This is a genomic window from Streptomyces sp. NPDC050085, from assembly GCF_044460595.1.
Taxonomy (GTDB): Bacteria; Actinomycetota; Actinomycetes; order Streptomycetales; family Streptomycetaceae; genus Streptomyces.
The window spans coordinates 616,737-636,544 of record NZ_JBITJZ010000003.1 but is presented as its reverse complement, the minus strand read 5'-3'; the positions used below and the strand labels follow the sequence as shown (position 1 = coordinate 636,544).

Genomic DNA, 19,808 nt, shown 5'->3' with positions numbered 1-19,808 from the left:
ACGGGGGGGGGGGGGGGGGGGGGGGGGGGGGGGGGCCCCCCCCGCGCGCCCCCCCCGGGGGGGGGGGGGGGGGGGGGGGGGGCCCCCCCCCCCCCCGCCCGGCCCCCTCACATCTGGGACATTTTTCTATGCGCAAGACCACGAAGATGAGCAAGAAGACCCTGCTCGCCGCCGCCGGACTGGTCACGGCGGCCACGTTCGCCCTCTCCGCCTGCGGAAGCAGCGACGACAGCGGCAAGTCCGTTGCCGACGTGTCCACCGAGGCCGCGTCGAACAAGGCCGCGACGGTCCTCGACCAGCCCTTCGAGAAGCCCGACCTGGTCCTCACCGACACCCATGGCAAGAAGTTCGACCTGCGGGAGCGGACCAAGGGCCGGCCGACGCTGATCTACTTCGGCTACACGCACTGCCCGGACGTCTGCCCCCTGACCATGAGCAACCTCGCCGTCGCCAAGAAGGCGCTGCCCAAGGCCGAGCAGGACAAGCTCCAGGTCGTGTTCGTCACCACCGACCCGGACCGCGACACCCCGGCCGTGCTCGGCAAGTGGCTCAAGGCCCAGGACCCCGACTTCATCGGCCTGACCGGCGACTTCGCCACCATCCAGGGCGCCGCCCGGACCGTCGGCATCTCGATCGAGCCGACGCAGAAGGACAAGAACGGCAAGCTCGTGTCGATGCACGGCACGCAGGTCATCGCGTTCTCGCCGAAGACGGACGCCGGTTACGTCCTGTACGGCGAGGACGCCACCGTCGAGGACTACACCAAGGACCTGCCGAAGATCATCAAGGGAGCGAAGCCGTGAGGCGTACGTCCCTGAAGGAAGTCCGCGTAAAGAAGGTCCACGCCCTCGGCGCCATAGTGCTGGCCTCCGGGCTCGCCCTGACCGCCTGCGGCTCCGACAGCTCTGACAGTTCCGGTGACACACCGGAGGTGAAGATCCAGGGCGCCTTCATCCCCGCGCCGTCCTCGGGCGACATGGCGGCCGGGTTCTTCATCGCGCACAACAGTGGCGGCGCCGACACCCTCGAGTCCGTCACCAGCGACATCGCCGGACAGGTCACCCTGCACAGCACCAAGGGCGGCGTCATGAAGGAGCAGGAGTCCTTCGCCGTGCCCGCCGACGGCGAGCTGGACTTCGAACGGGGCGGCAACCACCTCATGTTCGAGAACCTGAAGCGCACGCCCAAGGAGGGCGACAAGGTGTCGGTGAAGCTGCACTTCGCCAAGTCCGGCACCGTCACGGTCGCGTTCCCGGTGAAGGCCGCCACCTACAACCCGACGTCGCACGCGTCTCATTGAGAGATTGAGAGGCTGACCGCACGTGAAGACCATCGCTCCCCGTTTCCGGCACCTGGTGCTGCTGTTCCTCGCCGTCACCGGCGCACTCCTGGCCGGTGCCGCCCCCGCCTCCGCGCACGCCGCGCTGACCGGGAGCGACCCCCAGCAGGGAGCGGTGGTCGCGACGGCCCCGAAGCAGGTCTCGCTGACCTTCTCCGAGGACGTCGCCATGTCCAGCGGTGCGGTGCGCGTGCTCGACCCCGCGGGCAAGCGCGTCGACGACGGCACGGTGGGCCACCCCGGCGGCACGACGTACAGCGTGGGGCTCCACTCGGGCCTGCCGGACGGCACGTTCACCGTCGCCTACCAGGTGGTGTCCGCGGACAGTCATCCCGTCTCCGGAGCCTTCACCTTCTCCATCGGCGCCCCGTCCAAGACGTCCGCCGTGATCACCGACCAGAACGCGGGCGGGGGCGTCGTCGGCGCCCTCTACGGCATCACGCGCTACCTCTCGTACGCGGGATTCGTCCTGCTCGTGGGCGGTGCCGCGTTCGTGCTCGGCTGCTGGCCGCGCGGCGCCGGGGTCAAGCCCGTGCAGCGGGTCGTGGTCGGCGGCTGGCTCGCCCTGACCGCGGCGACGCTCGCGATGCTGCTGATGCGCGGCTCGTACACCGGGTCCGGGAAGGTCGGCGACATCTTCGACATGTCGCTGCTCGGCCAGGTGCTGCAGACGAAGACCGGCGCGGCGCTCTCGTCCCGCCTCCTGCTGCTGGCCGCGGCGGCCCTCTTCATCGCGGTGCTTTTCGGCGCCTACGTAAAGAGGGCGGAGGACGGCGACAAGAAGGAGGTCAAGGACCTCACCTTCGGACTCGCCATCGGTGGCGCGGTGGTCGCGGCCGGACTCGCCGCTACCTGGGCCATGGCCGAACACGCCTCGACCGGCCTCCAGGCGGGCATCGCGATGCCCGTCGACATCCTGCACCTGCTGGCCGTGGCCGCCTGGCTCGGCGGTCTGACGTCGCTGCTCGTCGCCCTCTACCGGGCGCCCTCCATCGAGGGATCGGCGGTACGCCGCTTCTCGCGGGTGGCCTTCTGGAGCGTCGTCACCCTCGCAGCGACCGGGCTCTACCAGGCCTGGCGGCAGGTCGGCCTCTCCTGGTCGGGCCTTACGGAGACGCGCTACGGGCAGCTTCTGCTGATCAAGGTCGGGCTCGTCGCCGTACTCGTCGGCATCGCCTGGACCTCCCGCAAGTGGACGGGCCGGCTCGCCGAACGGTCGGCGCCCGAGGCCGAAGCCGCCTCCGTGGTGGAGCAGCGTACGTCCAAGAAGAAGCCGGTCACGGTCGGCGGCGGCGCGCAGGACAAGGGCGGCGACGACCCCAAGCGGGCCGCTCAACTCGCCCGCCAGCGGGCCGCGGTGGCCACCGCCCGCGAGAAGCGCATCCGCGACGCCGACCCGCACCGCTTCGGTCTGCGCCGCTCGGTACTCGCCGAGGCGGGCGTCGCGGTCGTCCTGCTCGGCGTCACGACGATGCTGACCGCCACCGAACCGGCACGCACGGAGGAGGAGGCCAAGTCCGCCACCTCCGCCGCGCAGACGCAGTCCGGGCCGCTGACGCTGAAGCTGCCGTTCGACACCGGCGGCAAGGACGGCAAGGGCACGGTCCAGCTCGACCTGGACCCCGGCCGCACCGGCAACAACGAAATGCACCTCTACGTAGTACGGCCGAACGGCAAGGCCTTCGACGTCCCCGAGGTGAAGATCGCCTTCACCCTGGAGGCGAAGAAGATCGGGCCGCTGCCCGTCGTGCCCGACCACATCGCCACGGGACACTGGGCCGCGAGCGGCGTGCAGATCCCCGGGGCGGGCGACTGGAAGATCGCGGTCACCGTGCGCACCTCCGACATCGACCAAGTGACCGTCACCAAGAACACGAAGATCGGCTGAACCACCATGGCTGACACCGAAAGCCGTACCGAAAACCCTGCGACGTCCTCGTCCCCTGGCATCTCGCGGCGTCGTCTGATCGGGACGGCGGGCGCCACCGGCGTCGCCCTGGGCGCCGTCGGCGCGGGCGCGGGCTATGCCGCAGGCTCCTCGAACTCCCCTGACCAGCAAGCAGCGTTGACGTCGCTCGGCGCGGACACGGTGATGTTTCACGGGAAACATCAGCCCGGCATCACCACCCCCCTGCAGGCCCGCGGCCATCTCGTCGCCTTCGACCTGGCCGCGGGCGCGGGCCGCAAGGAGGCAGCCGCGCTGCTGCGCCGCTGGTCGGCGACGGCCGAGCGGCTGATGGCGGGCGAGGCGTCGGCGTCCGACGACACCGACGTGGCCCGGGACGCGGGCCCGTCCTCGCTCACGGTCACCTTCGGCTTCGGCCACAGCTTCTTCTCGCGTACGGGCCTGGAGAAGCAGCGCCCGGCCGCGCTCGACCCGCTGCCCGACTTCTTCTCCGACCACCTCGACAAGGCGCGCAGCAACGGCGACCTGTGGGTGCAGATCGGCGCCAACGACGCGCTGGTCGCCTTCCACGCACTGCGCGCGCTCCAGAAGGACGCGGGCGGCGCGGCGAAGGTGCGCTGGCAGATGAACGGCTTCAACCGCTCGCCGGGCGCCACCGCGCACCCCATGACGGCCCGCAATCTGATGGGCCAGATCGACGGCACCAACAACCCGAAGCCGTCCGAGTCCGACTTCGACAAGCGGATCTTCGTGCCGAGTTCGGGCTCCGCGCAGTCCCCCGCGTGGATGGCGAACGGCTCGTACGCCGTCGTACGCCGGATCCGCATGCTCCTCGACGACTGGGAGAAGCAGTCGGCGTCGGCGCAGGAGAACGTGATCGGGCGCAAGAAGTCGACCGGCGCCCCGCTGACCGGCGGCACGGAGACCACCGAGCCGGACCTGGAGAAGACGGACGCCAACGGCGACCTCGTCGTCCCGATCAACGCGCACGCCCGCATCAGCAGGCCCGACCAGAACGGCGGTGCCGCGATGCTGCGCCGCCCGTTCTCCTTCCACGACGGGTTCGACGCGGACGGCACCCCGGACGCGGGCCTGCTGTTCGTGTGCTGGCAGGCGGACCCGCTGCGGGGCTTCGTGCCCGTGCAACGCAAGCTCGACCGGGGCGACGCCCTGTCGCAGTTCATCCGGCACGAGGCGAGCGGTCTGTTCGCGGTGCCGGGCGGCGCGGACAAGGGCGGGTACGTGGGGCAGGCGTTGCTGGAGGGGTGACCTCGACGCCGGGTCACCCGGGGCCCCCGTGGGGTGCGCCCGGGCCCCGGTCGGGTGGCCTGTGGCGCATCCGTGAGCCACGTCTCGTGAGGCCCATTAGGGTGACCCCATGCCAGCCAGCTACGCGTATCTCGGCCCCGAGGGCACCTTCACCGAAGTCGCCCTGCGCACGCTCCCGGAGACGGCCACCCGGGAACTCGTCCCCGTGGTGTCCGTGCCCGCGGCGCTCGACGCCGTCCGCAGCGGCGAGGCCGAGGCCGCGTTCGTACCGATCGAGAACTCGGTCGAGGGCGGCATCACCACGACCCTGGACGAGCTGGTCGCGGGCGAGCCGCTGATGATCTACCGCGAGGTGCTGCTCGACATCACCTTCGCGCTGCTCGTGCGCCCCGGCACGAAGCTGAGCGACATCAAGACGGTCACCGCCCACCCGGCCGCGCAGCCGCAGGTCCGCAACTGGATGAAGGCCCACCTGGCCGAGGACGTGACCTGGGAGTCCGCCGCGTCCAACGCCGACGGCGCGCGCCTGGTGCAGGAGGGCCGCTACGACGCCGCGTTCGCCGGGGAGTTCGCGGCCGAGCGCTACGGGCTCGTGCCGCTGGTCACCGAGATCCACGACGCGGAGAACGCGCAGACCCGGTTCGTGCTGGTGGGCAAGCCCGCGCGGCCCGCGGCGCCGACCGGTGCGGACAAGACGTCGGTCGTCATCTGGCAGCGCGAGGACCACCCGGGTGCGCTGATGGAGTTGCTCCAGGAGTTCGCGATCCGCGGGGTCAACCTGATGCTGCTGCAGTCCCGGCCGACGGGTAAGGGCATCGGCGACTACTGCTTCGCGATCGACGCGGAGGGCCACATCGCGGACCGCCGGGTGGCGGAGGCCCTGATGGGGCTGAAGCGGGTCTGCCCGCAGGTCCGGTTCCTCGGCTCGTACCCCCGGGCGGGCGTCGCCGTCGAGGACGTACGTCCGCCGCGGTCGGGTACGTCGGACGGTGAGTTCGTGGCGGCATCGGACTGGCTGACGCGCTGCCAGGACGGCCGGTTCTAGGCACCTCTCGACCCTGCTGCACCACTCGCCGGATCCGGGTTCTCCACCGCCGGATCCGGCTTCCTTCTGTCTCCGCACCCCGTCCTACCAGCGGATTTTCTTCGTCCACAGAAGTTATCCACAGGTCCCCTTCTCGACCTGGGGACAAGTCGACAGGAAGGCGTGACATGGTCGACAAATCGCCCTACAGCCCACAAGTCCGTCCACAGCCCCACACGTCACCCCTCGTCCACCCTTTTCTCTTGATCAACTCTTTGGAGTGAAGCATTTCCACCCGAAAGTGAGCATGAAGAGGGTTTGAGTCGGGAATCCTTCGCGGTACATGTGGCTTTCGGAACGATCACTTCCGATGTCCACAGATCTTTCTCACAGCCTGTGGATAACTCACCGTAACGGTGCGCTCCTGTGGACAACGAGACCTCAAGTCCCGCTGCCCGCAAGGGAATCGAGTCAAGCCATCGCGCCAGACCTGGCCCTTTCGGGGAAATGGGGCAGTTTTATTGACGTACGCACATGAAGGCTCTTCTCGATCTTTTCCGGCCCCGGTCCGTCCTTAATTCACATTCCGGCAAATAGGGCATAAATGAACACAACGGATATCGGGTCGTGAGCCGGAACCCCGCACCGGTAGCCTGGAGGGGTGATTGACCTTCGCCTGCTCCGTGAGGACCCCGACCGTGTTCGCGCCTCCCAGCGCGCCCGTGGAGAGGACGTCGCGCTCGTCGACTCCGTCCTGTCCGCCGATGAGCGGCGCAGGTCGTCCGGGCTCCGCTTCGACGAACTCCGCTCCGAGCAGAAGTCGCTCGGCAAGCTGATCCCCAAGGCCTCCCCCGAGGAGCGCCAGGAGCTGCTGAAGCGGACGGGCGAGCTCGCCGCCGCCGTGAAGGCCGCCGAGGCCGAGCAGCGCGACGCCGAGGAGGAGACCCAGCGTCTCGCCCTCCAGCTGGGCAACATCGTGCACCCCGACGTCCCGCGCGGCGGCGAAGAGGACTTCGTCGTCCTGGAGACGCACGGCACGATCCGCGACTTCGGCGCCGAGGGCTTCGAGCCCAAGGACCACCTGGAGCTCGGCGAGGCGCTCGGCGCCATCGACGTCGAGCGCGGCGCGAAGGTCTCCGGCTCGCGCTTCTACTACCTCACCGGTGTCGGCGCCCTGCTCGAGCTGGCCCTGGTCAACGCGGCGATCGCGCAGGCCACCGAGGCCGGCTTCACGCCGATGCTCACCCCCGCCCTGGTGCGCCCGCGCGCCATGGAGGGCACGGGCTTCCTCGGCCAGGCCGCCGAGAACGTCTACCACCTGGAGAAGGACGACTACTACCTGGTCGGCACCTCCGAGGTCCCCCTCGCCGCGTACCACATGGACGAGATCGTCGAGCGCGACCAGCTGCCGCTGCGCTACGCCGGCTTCTCGCCGTGCTTCCGGCGCGAGGCGGGCACGTACGGCAAGGACACCCGCGGCATCTTCCGCGTGCACCAGTTCGACAAGGTCGAGATGTTCTCGTACGTCGACCCGGAGGACGCGCAGAACGAGCACCAGCGCCTGCTGGACTGGGAGAAGCAGTGGCTGACCGGCCTCGAGCTGCCCTTCCAGGTGATCGACGTCGCCACCGGTGACCTCGGTGCCTCGGCCTCGCGCAAGTTCGACTGCGAGGCGTGGATCCCGACGCAGGGCAAGTACCGCGAGCTGACCTCGGCGTCGAACTGCGACGGGTTCCAGGCCCGCCGACTCTCCATCCGCATGCGCGACGGCAAGAAGGTCCAGCCGCTCGCCACGCTGAACGGCACGCTGTGCGCGGTGCCCCGCACGATCGTCGCCATCCTGGAGAATCACCAGCAGGCCGACGGCTCCGTGCACGTACCCGAGGTGCTGCGTCCGTACCTGGGTGGTCGCACCACCCTTGAACCCAAGTAAGTAACCGCAGTCTGGAGCCGATCACCAAGTGAGTCAGTCCGCCGCGCCCGCGTTCCCCTACAAGCTGGTCGCGACCGACCTCGACGGAACGCTTCTGCGCCCCGACGACACGGTCTCCGAGCGCACGCGGGAGGCGCTTGCCGCGGCCACCGCGGCGGGCGCGGCGCACATCGTCGTGACCGGCAGGGCGGTGCCCTGGACCCGCCACATCCTCGACGACCTCGGCTACGAGGGACTCGCGGTGTGCGGCCAGGGCGCGCAGGTCTACCACGCGGGGGAGCACCGGCTCCTCACGTCCGTGACCCTGGACCGGCAGCTCGCCGGGCTCGCCCTCGCCAAGATCGAGGCGGAGATCGGCCCGCTGGCGCTGGCCGCGAGCCGGGACGGGCTCGACGGGGACGTCATCGTCGGCCCCGGCTACCGCGTGGGCGAGGGCCATCTGCCGGCCATCCCCTTCACGAACGTCTCGGAGCTGTGGGCGGCGCCGCTCAACAAGGTGTACGTCCAGCACCCCGGCCTGAACGACGACCAGTTGGCGGAGGTCGCGCGCACCGTCGCCGGTGACCTGGTGGGCGTCACGATGGCGGGCGAGGGCATCGTCGAGCTGCTCCCGCTCGGCCTCTCCAAGGCCACGGGCCTCTCCCTGGCGGCCCGGCGTCTGGGCGCGAAGGCGTCCGAGACGATCGCCTTCGGTGACATGCCCAACGACATCCCGATGTTCGGCTGGGCGTCCCACGGCGTGGCGATGGCCAACGCGCACGAGGAGCTGAAGGCGGTGGCGGACGAGGTGACGACGTCGAACGAGGACGACGGCATCGCGGTGGTCCTGGAGCGTTTGCTACAGGGCTGAGGGCTGTCTTTGAAGCCCCGACCCGTCTGCGCCGGGGCCCGAGTCGGGCCTTGGAGGAGGATGCGCGGATCGAACGCGCGCGGGGTGTCACCCCCGACCTCGGCTTAGCAAGCCGGTGCCTTACCGCTCGGCCAATCCTCCGGGTGGGCGGCCCACGCGCCGCTGAGGGCACGTGCTCGAAGCGGCCGCCCCGGGCACACCCCTGAAGCGGGGCTCTACGGAGTGCAATGACTACTCCGGAGCCTGCCTCGGGCTGCCCTGCAGGGAGCTGGACGGACTACTGATCATCATCGTCTCGCTCCTCTCCCAGTGGATGGGCGTCGGCGGCATCAGGGCCGTACCGGCGCGGTGACACCAACTACTGTGCTCCTGCGCCCAGTTCACCGCCACCGAATTAATCGCGGCCGGGTCGGGGCCGGCTCACCGGCGGCGCCACTTGCGGCGGCGTGCCTTGCTGAAGAACCACCCCGCGGGCGGCTCGTCCGACCGCCACGGCGTCGGCTCGGGGGCCTCCTGCCGCCACCGGGCGGTGAGCATGCGGGCCCGCGCCGACGGCTCGGTGGTCTCCGCGGAACGTATGAAGTCGGCGTCCAGGACCACGTCGTCCCAGGCGTCTTCGCCCTGACCGGGCCGGTCCCCCTCACGAATCGGTTCGGATGCCATCGTGGGTCCTCCTCGGGCGGCACGTCGGAACAGCGCACCCTCCCACCAGTGTCCGGGTGGGAGGGTGAAGGCGGCGTCAAGAACGGGGCGGGGCCCAGCTCACTCCTCCCCGGCCAGCGTCAGCGCCCGCAGCCGCTGGCCCGCGTACCAGGTCGCCACCACGGTCACGCCGACGAGCAGGACCGTCGCGAGCGGGAGCCCCACGTCCGAGGTGACGAGGTCGCCGCCGGCCACCTTCTGGGCGACCGCGAGGGACCACTGCTGCACGCTGAGGGTGCGGGCCCCCGCGACCAGCGAGCCGAAGAGTGCCTCCCAGACGAGGGCGTAGACCAGGCCGAACACGACCGCGTGCCGGGTAACGGTGCCCAGCAGCAGGAAGATCGCGGCGTACGTGATGGAGGCCACCAGGGCGGCGATCGTGTAGGCGACGGCGATCTGCTGCCCGTTCCCGTTCAGGATCAGGCCCGCGATCAGTGTCGGGACCGCGGAGAACACCATGGTCACGCCGATGGCAACGATGAGCTTGGTGAAGATGATCGTGGGCCGCTTGATCGGCTTCGACAGGAGGTAGACGACGGAGCCGTCGTCGATCTCCGGGCCGATGGCGCCCGTGCCCGCGATGACGCCGATGAGCGGCACCATCGTGGCGAGCGCGAAGCCGCCGAGGACGTCGGACGTGATCTGGTCGTCGGCCCCGGTGAGCCCGCGCACCAGGGCGGCGATCACGACGAGCAGAACGGGCAGTGCGAAGAGGATGAGGGCCCGGCGCCGGCCGAGCAGGGCCCGGTAGGTAAGTCGGGCGACAGTGGGGTCGTACATCAGGGCCTCCTACGCCGCGACCAGATACGAGAAGACGGACTCGAGGGATTCGTCGGACGGCGAGACCGTGAGCAGCCGGATGCCGTGCGCCTGCGCGACCTTCGGCAGCAGCGTGGTGAACCGGCCGAAGTCGACGGCCTGGATGCGCAACGCGCCTTCCTTCAGGTCGACTTCGATGCCCGCGGTCGACGGGTCCGCGATCAGCGCGGCGGCCAGGGCCCGGTCGTCGCTGGAGCGGATCAGGTAGCGGTGCGGGCGGTCGGTCATCAGGCGGCGGATCTTGCGGAAGTCACCGCTGGCCGCGTGCCGCCCGGCGACGATCACCTCGATGTGGGAGGCGAGTTGCTCGACCTCTTCGAGGATGTGCGAGGAGAACAGGACCGTGCGGCCCTCGTCCCCCATGCGCCGCAGCAGGTCCATGAGCTGCATGCGCTGGCGCGGGTCCATGCCGTTGAACGGCTCGTCCAGGAGGAGCACCGACGGCTCGTGCACGAGCGCGGACGCCATCTTCACGCGCTGCCGCATGCCCTTGGAGTACGTCGAGATCTTGCGGTCCTGTGCGTACTCCATCTCGACCGTGGCGAGCGCCCTTTGGGCCTCCTTCTTACCGAGGCCGTGCAACTCCGCGTTGGCGACGACGAATTCGCGTCCCGTGAGGAAGTCGTACATCCCCTCGCGCTCGGGGACGATCCCGATGTGGCGGTAGATCTGTTCGTTGCGCCAGATCGGCTGTCCGTCGAGCGTCACCGAGCCGTTCGAGGGGGACAGGAAGCCGCCCATCATGTTGATGAGGGTGGACTTCCCCGCCCCGTTCGGACCGAGCAGGCCGGTGACGCCGGGGCCGATGGTCATCGTGACGTCGTTGACGGCGACGACGTTGCCGAACCACCTTGATACGTGGTCGATTTCGATGGCGGTCACAGTCCGACCTTCCGGTAGCGGCGCATCAGCAGCCCGTAGGAGCCGGCGATGAGCCCGAGGACGACGAGCAGGTAGAGCACGCCCTGGCCGGACGAAGGGCCGTGTGCCCCGGGGAAGGCGGACGTGGCGCCGAGGAAGGCGGTCTGGACGCCGTCGATGAGCGTGATCGGCGAGAACAGGCCGAGCCAGGTCACCGCGCTCCCGTTGCTCTGCGAGTCGGCGATCGCCTGGACCGTGGAGACCGCCCCGTAGGAGATGGTCAGGACGGCGATGACGGCGGCGATGCCGAAGCCGCGGCGCGGGGTGACGGCGGAGACGACGAGTCCGATCCCGGCGAAGAGCAGTGACAGCAGCGCCACGGAAACCAGTCCCTGGGCGAATCCCTTGGTCTGCTCGGTGAAGTCCAGCTTGGCGAGCAGAGAGCCTACGTAGAGGACGAGCAGCGGAGCGGCCGTGAGGATGAACAGGGCCGAGGCCATGGCGGCGAATTTCGCCACTACGTAGTCGACGCGCTCGATGGGCCGCGAGAAGTACAGGGGCACCGACTTGAAGCGCAGGTCACGGGAGACGGCCTGCGGCGCCTGCGATGCCACGTAGAGGCCGATCACTGCCTGGAGGACGACCGCGTAGCGCGTGTAGTCGACGGGCAGGTCCTTCGCCTTGGTGGCGACGGCGACCGCGACCATGATCAGGGCCGGCACGCACATCACGACGAAGAGCAGCATCGGCAGCACCTTCGACTTGGCCGAGCGACCGAGTCCGTACGCGCCGCGCAGGCTCTGCGAGAAGAGCGAGCGCCTGGCGTACGCGCGGCCCAGGCGCGGGCCGTCGTAGTGGCGGTAGCCGATGTTGTGGATCTGGGTGGACGCACGGTCCGTGGCCATGGGCTCAGTGGTCATCGCCCGAGCCTCCCGTCTGCTGTGCGGCGGCGGTGGCCGCCCAGGCGGCGGCGCGCTCGGAGACCTGCTCCTGCTCCGGCTCGCCCTGGGGGCGGAAGACCTCCGCGATGTGGTGCCTGCGCTGCTCCATGCGGACCAGGCCGAGGCCGAGCTCCGCCACGACGTCGCGCACGATGTCGTACGTCTCCTCGCCCTGTGCGGTGATGAGGACGGTGTGGCCGGCTCCGGGCAGCTCGCCGCCCGTCTGCGTCTCGATGCCGTGGCGCGCGAACGCCTCGCGCAACGCGCCCGTCCCGTCCGGGTGTTCGTCGCTGTCGGTGACCTCGATCGCGAGGGTCGCCGTGCTCTGTGTGAAGTCCGAGGTCGAGCTGGAGCGCAGCAGCTTGCCGCCGTCGATGACGACGACGTGGTCGCAGGTGCGCTCGAGCTCGCCGAGCAGGTGCGAGGTGACCAGGACCGAGATGCCGAAGTCCTGGTGGACGCGGCGGATCAGATCCAGCATGTCGTCGCGGCCGACCGGGTCCAGACCGTTCGTCGGCTCGTCCAGGAACACCAACTGCGGGTCGTGGACGAGGGCTTGGGCCAGCTTCACGCGCTGCTTCATGCCCGTCGAGTAGCCGCCGATGGGGCGGTAGCGCTCCTCGTACAGGCCGACGTGGCGCAGCGTGTCCGCCGTGCGCTCGCGGGCGGCGGTGGGCGGGAGCCCGGACATGCGCGCCATGTGGACGACGAACTCGGTGGCCGAGACGTCGGGCGGCAGGCAGTCGTGCTCCGGCATGTACCCGACCCGCTCGCGGATCTCGGCACCCTTGGTCGCCACGTCGAGCCCGAGCACTTCGGCACGGCCCTCCGTGGCGGGGGACAGACCAAGCAGAATCTTGATCATGGTGGACTTGCCGGCTCCATTGGATCCGACGAGTCCGGTCACCCCGGGCCCGATCTCCATGGTCAGCCGGTCAAGCGCGGTCACCCGGGGGAACCGCTTGCTCAGGCTTTCGGTCGCGATCACAGTCACGATTCGAAGGTAGTGGCGCGGGCCACACGAAACGTCAGACCGTGGGGTCGACCTCGTATGAGACCTGAGTATTACGGATCCCTAGGGGTCCGCCTTGAGTAGCCCCTCCAGAGCCCCTCCAGAGCCTCTCCAGAGCGGACATGTCCCCCACACCGGTGTCCCGCGTGTGCACATCGTCGAGCTTTTCCACAGTTCGCTGCAGGCCTCTTGACGCAGCCGCCAGGCATTGTCACATTCATCAGTGTCAAGTTACGAGCGCGTACGGCGACGGCACGGTCACGGGAACCGGGCGGCCGGGACACGGACGGACGGTGGCATGTCCTCAGCAGTGGTACGGGAACTCTCCGCGGAGCTGCGGGGGTTCAGGGAAGTGCAGACGCTCGCGTACGAGTGCGCGGAAGCGGTCGCGGCGCAGCTGAAGCCGGGTGTGACGGAGCGCGAGGCGGCGCGGATGCAGCGGGAGTGGCTGCGCGAGCGCGGGGTGCGGGACTGGTTCCACCTGCCCTTCGCCTGGTTCGGGGACCGCACGGCGTTCGTGAACTTCCGTGTGCCGCTGCAGTTCTTCCCCACGAACCGCAGGCTCGAAGCGGGGATGCCCTTCATCCTCGACATGGCTCCGGTGTACAAGGGCTTCACCGCCGACATCGGCTACTCCGGCTGCCTCGGCCTCAACCCCCTGCACAACAAGCTGCTTTCGGACCTGGAGGCCCACCGCGAGCTGCTTCTGCGCGAGGTGCGCGAGCGGCGCCCGCTGCGCGAGATCTACGAGGACGTGGACCGGCTGATGGTCCGCCAGGGATACGCGAACCGGCACCGCGCCTATCCCTTCGGCGTCATCGCGCACAAGGTCGACCGGGTCAAGGAGCGGCGGATCAACCCGACGCTGTTCGGCTTCGGCACCCAGTCGCTGAAGGGCCTGGCGAACGACGCGGTGCACGGGCACCGGGACGGCTGGTCGCCGCTGTGGTCCCCGTACAAGTTCTCCGACCATCCCCCGCAGCCCGGTCTGTGGGCGGTCGAGCCGCACCTGGGGTTCCGCGGCACGGGCGCGAAGTTCGAGGAGCTCCTCGTGGTCACGGACTCCAAGGACCCCGAGGAGAGCGCCTTTTGGCTGGACGACGATCTGCCGCACGTGCGGCGCTGGGCGGAGGGCATCTGATGACGGATCTCGCGAAGCTGACCGGAGCGCGTGAGCGCTGGGTGCGCACGGGCGGTATCGAGCTGTGCGTCGTCGAGTTGGGGAGCGCGGGCGACGCGGCACGGCCGACCGTCGTCCTCGTGCACGGCTACCCCGACTCCAAGGAGGTCTGGACGGAGGTCGCCACGCGCCTCGCGGACCGCTTCCACGTCGTGCTCTACGACGTCCGCGGGCACGGCCGCTCCACGGCGCCGACCCCGCTGCGCGGCGGCTTCACCCTGGAGAAGCTGACCGACGACTTCCTCGCCGTGATCGACGCCGTGAGCCCGGACAGGCCCGTCCATGTGGTCGGGCACGACTGGGGTTCGGTGCAGTCGTGGGAGTTCGTCACGGTCAAGCGCACCGAGGGCCGCATCGCGTCCTTCACCTCGATGTCCGGGCCGTCGCTCGACCACTTCGGGCACTGGATCAAGCAGCGCATGAAGCGGCCCACGCCCCGCAAGGTGGGCCAGCTCCTCGGCCAGGGCGCCAAGTCCTGGTACGTGTACATGCTGCACACGCCGGTCCTGCCCGAGCTCGCCTGGCGCGGCCCGCTCGGCAAGCGCTGGCCCGGGATCCTCGAGCGCGTGGAGGGGGTCCCCGCGGGCGACTACCCGACGGCGTCGCTCCCCTCGGACGCCGCACACGGCGCCTGGCTGTACCGGGACAACGTGCGGGCGCGGCTGCGCCGCCCGCGCGAGGACGCGTACGCGCACGCGCCCGTGCAGCTCATCACGCCCCTCGGAGACGCCTTCCTGTCACCGAAGCTCTACGACCAACTGGAGCTGTGGGCACCGCAGTTGACGCGCCGCACGCTGCCCGCCAAGCACTGGGTGCCGCGCACCCGCCCCGACCAGCTCACTGCCTGGATAGGCGAGTTCGTCACGGCCCACGAGGAGCGGGAGGCGGGCGTGCCCGCACAGCACAAGAAGGCCGACGGCAAGTACGCGGACCGGTTCGGCGGCCAGCTCGTCCTGGTCACCGGGGCGGGCAGCGGCATCGGCCGGGCCACCGCGTTCGCGTTCGCCGAGGCCGGCGCGCGCGTGATCGCCGTCGACCGGGACGCCGAGAGCGCCGCACGCACCGCGGAGATGTCCCAGCTCATAGGCGCCCCCGAGGCCTGGGCCGAGACCGTCGACGTCACCGACGAGCAGGCCATGGAGAAGCTCGCGGAGAAGGTCGCCGCCGAGTACGGCGTGCTCGACGTCCTGGTGAACAACGCGGGGATCGGCCTGTCCGGCTCGTTCTTCGACACGACCCCGGAGGACTGGAAGAAGGTCCTCGACGTGAACCTGTGGGGGGTCATCCACGGCTGCCGCCTGTTCGGCAAGCAGATGGCCGAGCGCGGGCAGGGCGGCCACATCGTCAACACCGCGTCCGCGGCGGCGTACCAGCCCTCGAAGGTGCTCCCCGCCTACAGCACCTCCAAGGCGGCGGTCCTCATGCTCAGCGAGTGCCTGCGCGCCGAGCTGGCCGGGCAGGGCATCGGGGTCTCCGCGATCTGCCCGGGCCTGGTGAACACGAACATCACGGCGACGGCCCGCTTCGCCGGGGTCGACGCCGAGGAGGAGAAGCGCCGCCAGCAGAAGTCCTCGCGCCTGTACGGCCTGCGCAACTACCCGCCGGAGAAGGTCGCCGACGCGATCCTGGGCGCGGTCGTGCACAACAAGGCGGTGGTCCCCGTCACCCCGGAGGCCCGCGGCGCGCATCTCATGTCCCGCTTCACGCCCAGGGCGCTGCGCGCGATCGCACGGATGGAGCCGCCGCTGTGAACACCGAGAACGGTACGTACGAGCAGGAGGAGCACGCGGAGCGCGCCGAACACGCCGAACACGCAGAGCACCATCCGATCACCCCGCGCCGCGTCTCCTTCGACTGGCAGAAGACACCGCTGCACTGGATACCGGACGAGCCGACCGCCACCCACGTGATCAACGTGCTGCATCTGCTGCTGCCGGCAGGGGAGCGGTGGTTCGTGAAGGTCTTCAAGGAGGGGCTCCCCCTGGTCGAGGATCCCGAACTCCTCAAGGACGTCAAGGGGTTCATGGGCCAGGAGGCGACGCACAGCGTGCAGCACGCGTACGTCCTCGACCACCTGGCCGCGCAGAAGCTGGAGACGGCCGACTACACGAAGTACGTCGACTTCCTCTTCGAGAAGCTGCTCGGTGAGAAGCCGCCGCTGGGAGCGCCGATACCGACGCAGGAGTGGCTGCGCTTCCGGCTCGCGGTGATAGCGGCGATCGAGCAGTTCACGGCGGTCCTCGGCAACTGGGTGCTGCATGCGGAGGCCCTCGACCGCGCGGACTGCGACGAGGTCATGCTCGACCTGCTGCGCTGGCACGGCGCGGAGGAGGTCGAGCACCGCTCGGTCGCCTTCGACATGTACCAGCACTGCGGCGGCGACGGCCTGTCCCGCTACGCCCGCCGGATCGCCGGGATGGGCGTCACCGCGCCGGTGATGCTCTACCTGTGGGCGTGGGGAGCGGCCTACCTGATACGGCACGACCCGCAGCTCGCCGGGCGCCTCCGCTACTCGCTGGCCGAGCACAACAAGGCGGTCCGCAAGGGCCTGCTGCCCGGCTGGCGCGAGCTGGGTGCGGCGGTACCCCGCTATCTGCGCCGGTCGTACCATCCCTCGCAGGAGGGTTCGCTGCGCAAGGCGGTCGAGTATCTGGCGACCTCGCCGGCGGCCAGGGCCGCGGCCGGCGCGATCGGCCGCTCGGCCATCGCATGACCGCGCCGGCTCTTGTGCGCGTGCGAAGACGTACGACCAAAGGGCGTGGGGTGTGACGGAGCAAGCGGGGCAGCCGGTCGCCGAGTACCGGATCGAGGACCTGGCGCATCACAGCGGCGCCACGGTCCGCACGATCCGCGCCTACCAGGACCGCGGTCTGCTGCCGCGGCCCGAGCGGCGCGGCCGGGCCAATGTGTACACGGCCGCGCACCTGTCCCGGCTGCGCCAGATCGCCGACCTGCTCGACCGGGGCTACACCCTGGCCTCCATCAAGGAGCTCCTGGAGGCCTGGGACGCGGGCCGGGGCCTCGGCGGCGTGCTGGGCCTGGTGGCCGAGGTGGACGGGCCGTGGACCGACGAGCGGGCGGACCGCATCACGCGCGCGGAGCTGGACGAGCGGTTCGGGGGCAACCCCGACGAGGCCGCCGTGCAGGACGCGGTCGAGCTCGGCGTGCTCGAGCGGGTTCCGGGCAAGGACGACGAATTCCTCGTACCGAGTCCCCAAGAGCTGTCTGTGGCAGTGGAGTTGTATGCGGCGGGCGTCCCGCTCTCCGCGATCTCCAGCCATCTACGGGAGTTGAGGGGGCAGATCGAGCACATCGCCGCCCGTTTCCTGGAGTTCACGACCGAGCACGTGTTCGCGCGCTATCTCGGCCCACAGCCGCCGACCGACGCGGAAGCCGCCGAGGCCGCCTCGCTCGTACGCCGGCTGCGCCCGCTCGCACAGCAGTCGGTGGACGCCGAACTGGCGCGCGCCATGCGCCTGTTCGCCACCCGGCACCTGCACCGGCACCTCGCCGACGGCCCGGTGGCCGAACCCGCCGACGGAGCGCAGTCCGTCGCCATACCGGCCGGGACAATGCGGGCCGTGCGCGCGCTGGTTGGGCCGGAGAACATTTCGGTGTTCATCGCGACCGCCGCCGAACGCGAGGTTCAGGCACGGACATTGGACGCAATGACCGTAAAACACAATAAACAAGCATCAGTTGACCAAAAGGGGCCTATCGCTTGAGAGTTGTCCACAGAATCGCCAATTCCCCTGTGGATAACCGCACTTGGCTGTGGATCAAACATGCGAGAGGACGAAATCGGCGTGCGCGCCGGACCGCGTCCCGGGCACTGTGGCGCCATGAACGAACAACGCACCGTCAAGGTGTCGAAGTACCTCTCGAAGCATCTGCGACATCAACCCGAACGCATCGGACTGACCCCCGACAAGGGCGGCTGGGTGGAGATCGACGACCTGCTCGCCGCGGCCGCCGCCCACCACTTCAGGATGACCCGCGCCGACCTCGACCGCGCGGTGGCCGAGAACGACAAACAGCGCTTCACCGTCGACGGCACCCGCATCCGGGCCAACCAGGGCCACACGATCGACGTCGACCTGGGCCTGCCACCGGCCGAGCCGCCCGCGTACCTCTACCACGGCACCGTCGCCCGCGTCCTCGACGCGATCCGCGCCGAGGGGTTGCGGCCCATGAGCCGCCACGACGTCCATCTGTCCGCGGACCGCGAGACCGCCACCCGGGTCGGCGCCCGGCGCGGCCGCCCGATCGTGCTCCCCGTCGACGCGGGCTCGATGCACCGCGACGGCCACACGTTCCGCGTGAGCGCCAACGGCGTCTGGCTCACCGCCGCCGTTCCCCCGCGCTACCTGCGCTTTCCCTGCTGAACCCGCCCGCGGGAAGCGCCTCTGAGGCATGATCAGTGGTATGGACCACCCGCATCTGCCCACGACCGAGGCAGCCGTCGCCGCGCTGCGCGACATAGCCGGCGAGTTCCACCTCGAGATCGAGGTCACGCACGACATCGGCGCGGACCAGACCTCCCGCCGCACCACCGCAGGCGTCGGCACGACCACCGACCCCGACGGCTCCCTGCCCCACGAGGCCTACGTCGAACTCGGCGGCTCCCCACGGATCGACGTCCGGCTCTTCCCCGAGGACGACGCGTTGATCGAGGTCGAGGGCGTCCAGTTCCACGACGTCCCGCGCGACGAGGTGCCCGCGTTCCTGCGCTCCTGCTACAGCGGTCTCGCGTACGTGCACGGCAAACGCTTCCCGCCCGGCTACCGGCTCATCGTGCCGCTGCCCGGGGACCGTACGTACAAGGAGTTCCTGCCGATGATCAACCTGACGCCCTGGCTGAGCGGCCGCGTGCGCTGAGCGCCGCTGCGCCGAGGTCCGCGGCCACCCCGAGCACGGCCGAACCCCTCCGCATACGCTCACAGGCATGACCGACAAGTCCTCCGCTCCCCGGACCCCGCTCCGTCTGAGCACCGTGATCCTGCCCTACCGCCGCTGGCATGAGGGCGCCCGTGACGCCTGGGTGCGCGCCGAGGAACTGGGCTTCCACACGGGTTATACGTACGACCACCTGTCGTGGCGCGTGCCGTTCCGCGACGGCCCGTGGTTCGGCGCGGTCCCGACGCTGACCGCCGCCGCGGGCGCCACCGAGCGGCTGCGCCTGGGCACCCTGGTGACCTCGCCCAACTTCCGGCACCCGGTCACCCTCGCCAAGGAACTGATCTCGCTCGACGACATCTCGGGTGGCCGGATCACCCTGGGCATCGGCGCGGGCGGCACCGGCTTCGACGCGAGCGCCCTCGCGCGCGGCGACCAGGAGGCGTGGACGCCGCGCGAACGGGCGGACCGGTTCGCCGAGTTCGTGCCGCTGCTCGACCGGCTGCTCACCGAGGACGGCAAGGACGGGGTCTCGTACGACGGCACCTTCTACTCGGCGGGCGGCGCCCAGAACATCCCGGGCTGCGTGCAGCGCCCCCGGCTGCCGTTCGCGGTCGCCGCGACCGGGCCGCGCGGGCTCAAGCTCGCCGCGCGCCACGGGCAGGCGTGGGTCACCACCGGCGACCCCAAGCTGTTCGAAACGGGCACCCCCGAGGAGTCGATTCAAGCCATTCGCGGGCAGATCGAGAAGCTGACCGCCGCATGCGACGCCATCGGCCGCGACGTGGCCGAGCTCGACAAGATCCTGCTCACCGGATTCACCCCGGAACGCGGCCGTCCCCTGGAGTCGGTCGACGCGTTCGTCGACTTCGCGGGCAGGCACCGGGAACTGGGCTTCACCGAGCTCGTCGTCCACTGGCCGATCCCGGACACCGCCTTCGCGTCCGACCAGAAGGTCTTCGAGGCCATCGCCACGGACGCTCTCGCCCAGCTCGGCTGACCCGCCGAACGGCAGGCGGGGCGCATGAGCCAGGAACGTACTCATCTGCGCGCCCCGCCGCACGCCCGTGCGCGCA

19 protein-coding genes and 1 tRNA gene are annotated in these 19,808 nt (G+C 70.1%); 14 read left to right on the top strand and 6 right to left on the bottom strand.

Annotation, left to right across the window (positions count from 1 at the left end):
• The first annotated feature begins 146 nt into the window (after nt 1-146).
• The 7 genes from ACIBUY_RS15335 (at nt 147) to ACIBUY_RS15305 (ending at nt 8,321) form a co-directional block, all read left to right on the top strand.
• Entirely contained in the window at nt 147-803 is a 657-nt protein-coding gene (locus tag ACIBUY_RS15335; protein WP_399152877.1) for an SCO family protein, read from the top strand.
• Entirely contained in the window at nt 800-1,300 is a 501-nt protein-coding gene (locus ACIBUY_RS15330) for a copper chaperone PCu(A)C (protein ID WP_399152796.1), read from the top strand. Before ACIBUY_RS15335 ends, ACIBUY_RS15330 begins: the two co-directional genes overlap by 4 nt.
• A gap of 22 nt (nt 1,301-1,322) precedes the next feature.
• Nucleotides 1,323-3,227 carry a copper resistance CopC/CopD family protein gene (locus ACIBUY_RS15325; RefSeq protein ID WP_399152795.1) on the top strand — a complete coding sequence of 635 codons (1,905 nt, stop codon included), beginning with the start codon at nt 1,323-1,325 and terminating at the stop codon, nt 3,225-3,227.
• Between the two features lie 6 nt (nt 3,228-3,233).
• Complete coding sequence (efeB, locus tag ACIBUY_RS15320) at nt 3,234-4,514, top strand: iron uptake transporter deferrochelatase/peroxidase subunit (RefSeq protein ID WP_399152794.1); 1,281 nt, start codon at nt 3,234-3,236, stop codon at nt 4,512-4,514.
• 109 nt (nt 4,515-4,623) lie between these two features.
• Nucleotides 4,624-5,559, top strand: a complete 936-nt coding sequence (gene pheA, locus ACIBUY_RS15315; RefSeq protein ID WP_365560482.1) for a prephenate dehydratase — start codon at nt 4,624-4,626, stop codon at nt 5,557-5,559.
• A 640-nt stretch (nt 5,560-6,199) separates the two neighbouring features.
• Entirely contained in the window at nt 6,200-7,471 is a 1,272-nt protein-coding gene (serS, locus tag ACIBUY_RS15310; protein WP_365560479.1) for a serine--tRNA ligase, read from the top strand.
• Between the two features lie 28 nt (nt 7,472-7,499).
• The gene (locus ACIBUY_RS15305; RefSeq protein ID WP_399152793.1) at nt 7,500-8,321 is read left to right on the top strand and encodes an HAD family hydrolase; all 822 of its coding nucleotides are present in this window, start codon (nt 7,500-7,502) and stop codon (nt 8,319-8,321) included.
• Nucleotides 8,322-8,372: 51 nt separating this feature from the next.
• On the opposite strand, the gene ACIBUY_RS15300 is transcribed toward ACIBUY_RS15305, so the two are convergent.
• From ACIBUY_RS15300 to ACIBUY_RS15275, 6 genes are all read right to left on the bottom strand, one after another.
• A tRNA-Ser gene (locus ACIBUY_RS15300) sits at nt 8,373-8,462 on the bottom strand.
• Nucleotides 8,463-8,741: 279 nt separating this feature from the next.
• Entirely contained in the window at nt 8,742-8,984 is a 243-nt protein-coding gene (locus ACIBUY_RS15295) for a hypothetical protein (protein ID WP_365560475.1), read from the bottom strand.
• Between the two features lie 99 nt (nt 8,985-9,083).
• Nucleotides 9,084-9,803: an ABC transporter permease gene (locus tag ACIBUY_RS15290; protein WP_399152792.1), complete on the bottom strand. Its 720-nt coding sequence runs from the start codon at nt 9,801-9,803 to the stop codon at nt 9,084-9,086.
• Nucleotides 9,804-9,812: 9 nt separating this feature from the next.
• Nucleotides 9,813-10,724 (bottom strand): ABC transporter ATP-binding protein, encoded by a 912-nt coding sequence (locus ACIBUY_RS15285; protein ID WP_399152791.1) that lies wholly within the window; start codon nt 10,722-10,724, stop codon nt 9,813-9,815.
• A complete protein-coding gene (locus tag ACIBUY_RS15280) occupies nt 10,721-11,623 on the bottom strand; it encodes an ABC transporter permease subunit (protein ID WP_365560467.1) in 903 nt (300 codons plus the stop codon). Before ACIBUY_RS15280 ends, ACIBUY_RS15285 begins: the two co-directional genes overlap by 4 nt.
• The gene (locus ACIBUY_RS15275; protein ID WP_399152876.1) at nt 11,613-12,632 is read right to left on the bottom strand and encodes an ABC transporter ATP-binding protein; all 1,020 of its coding nucleotides are present in this window, start codon (nt 12,630-12,632) and stop codon (nt 11,613-11,615) included. The genes ACIBUY_RS15280 and ACIBUY_RS15275 overlap by 11 nt, the downstream gene beginning before the upstream one ends.
• A 322-nt stretch (nt 12,633-12,954) precedes the next feature.
• Here ACIBUY_RS15275 and ACIBUY_RS15270 point away from each other — a divergent pair, with 322 nt between their 5' ends.
• From ACIBUY_RS15270 to ACIBUY_RS15240, 7 genes are all read left to right on the top strand, one after another.
• Nucleotides 12,955-13,797 carry a M24 family metallopeptidase gene (locus ACIBUY_RS15270; protein WP_365560462.1) on the top strand — a complete coding sequence of 281 codons (843 nt, stop codon included), beginning with the start codon at nt 12,955-12,957 and terminating at the stop codon, nt 13,795-13,797.
• A complete protein-coding gene (locus ACIBUY_RS15265; protein WP_365560459.1) occupies nt 13,797-15,587 on the top strand; it encodes an SDR family oxidoreductase in 1,791 nt (596 codons plus the stop codon). Before ACIBUY_RS15270 ends, ACIBUY_RS15265 begins: the two co-directional genes overlap by 1 nt.
• Nucleotides 15,584-16,549: a metal-dependent hydrolase gene (locus tag ACIBUY_RS15260; protein ID WP_399152790.1), complete on the top strand. Its 966-nt coding sequence runs from the start codon at nt 15,584-15,586 to the stop codon at nt 16,547-16,549. Before ACIBUY_RS15265 ends, ACIBUY_RS15260 begins: the two co-directional genes overlap by 4 nt.
• Before the next feature lie 52 nt (nt 16,550-16,601).
• The gene (locus tag ACIBUY_RS15255) at nt 16,602-17,561 is read left to right on the top strand and encodes a MerR family transcriptional regulator (protein ID WP_365560456.1); all 960 of its coding nucleotides are present in this window, start codon (nt 16,602-16,604) and stop codon (nt 17,559-17,561) included.
• A gap of 117 nt (nt 17,562-17,678) precedes the next feature.
• The gene (locus ACIBUY_RS15250) at nt 17,679-18,221 is read left to right on the top strand and encodes an RNA 2'-phosphotransferase (protein WP_365560454.1); all 543 of its coding nucleotides are present in this window, start codon (nt 17,679-17,681) and stop codon (nt 18,219-18,221) included.
• Between the two features lie 28 nt (nt 18,222-18,249).
• Nucleotides 18,250-18,714 (top strand): hypothetical protein, encoded by a 465-nt coding sequence (locus tag ACIBUY_RS15245; RefSeq protein WP_365560452.1) that lies wholly within the window; start codon nt 18,250-18,252, stop codon nt 18,712-18,714.
• A gap of 67 nt (nt 18,715-18,781) precedes the next feature.
• Nucleotides 18,782-19,732, top strand: coding sequence for an LLM class flavin-dependent oxidoreductase (locus tag ACIBUY_RS15240; RefSeq protein ID WP_399152789.1), 951 nt, complete (start codon nt 18,782-18,784; stop codon nt 19,730-19,732).
• The last annotated feature ends 76 nt before the right edge of the window (nt 19,733-19,808 follow it).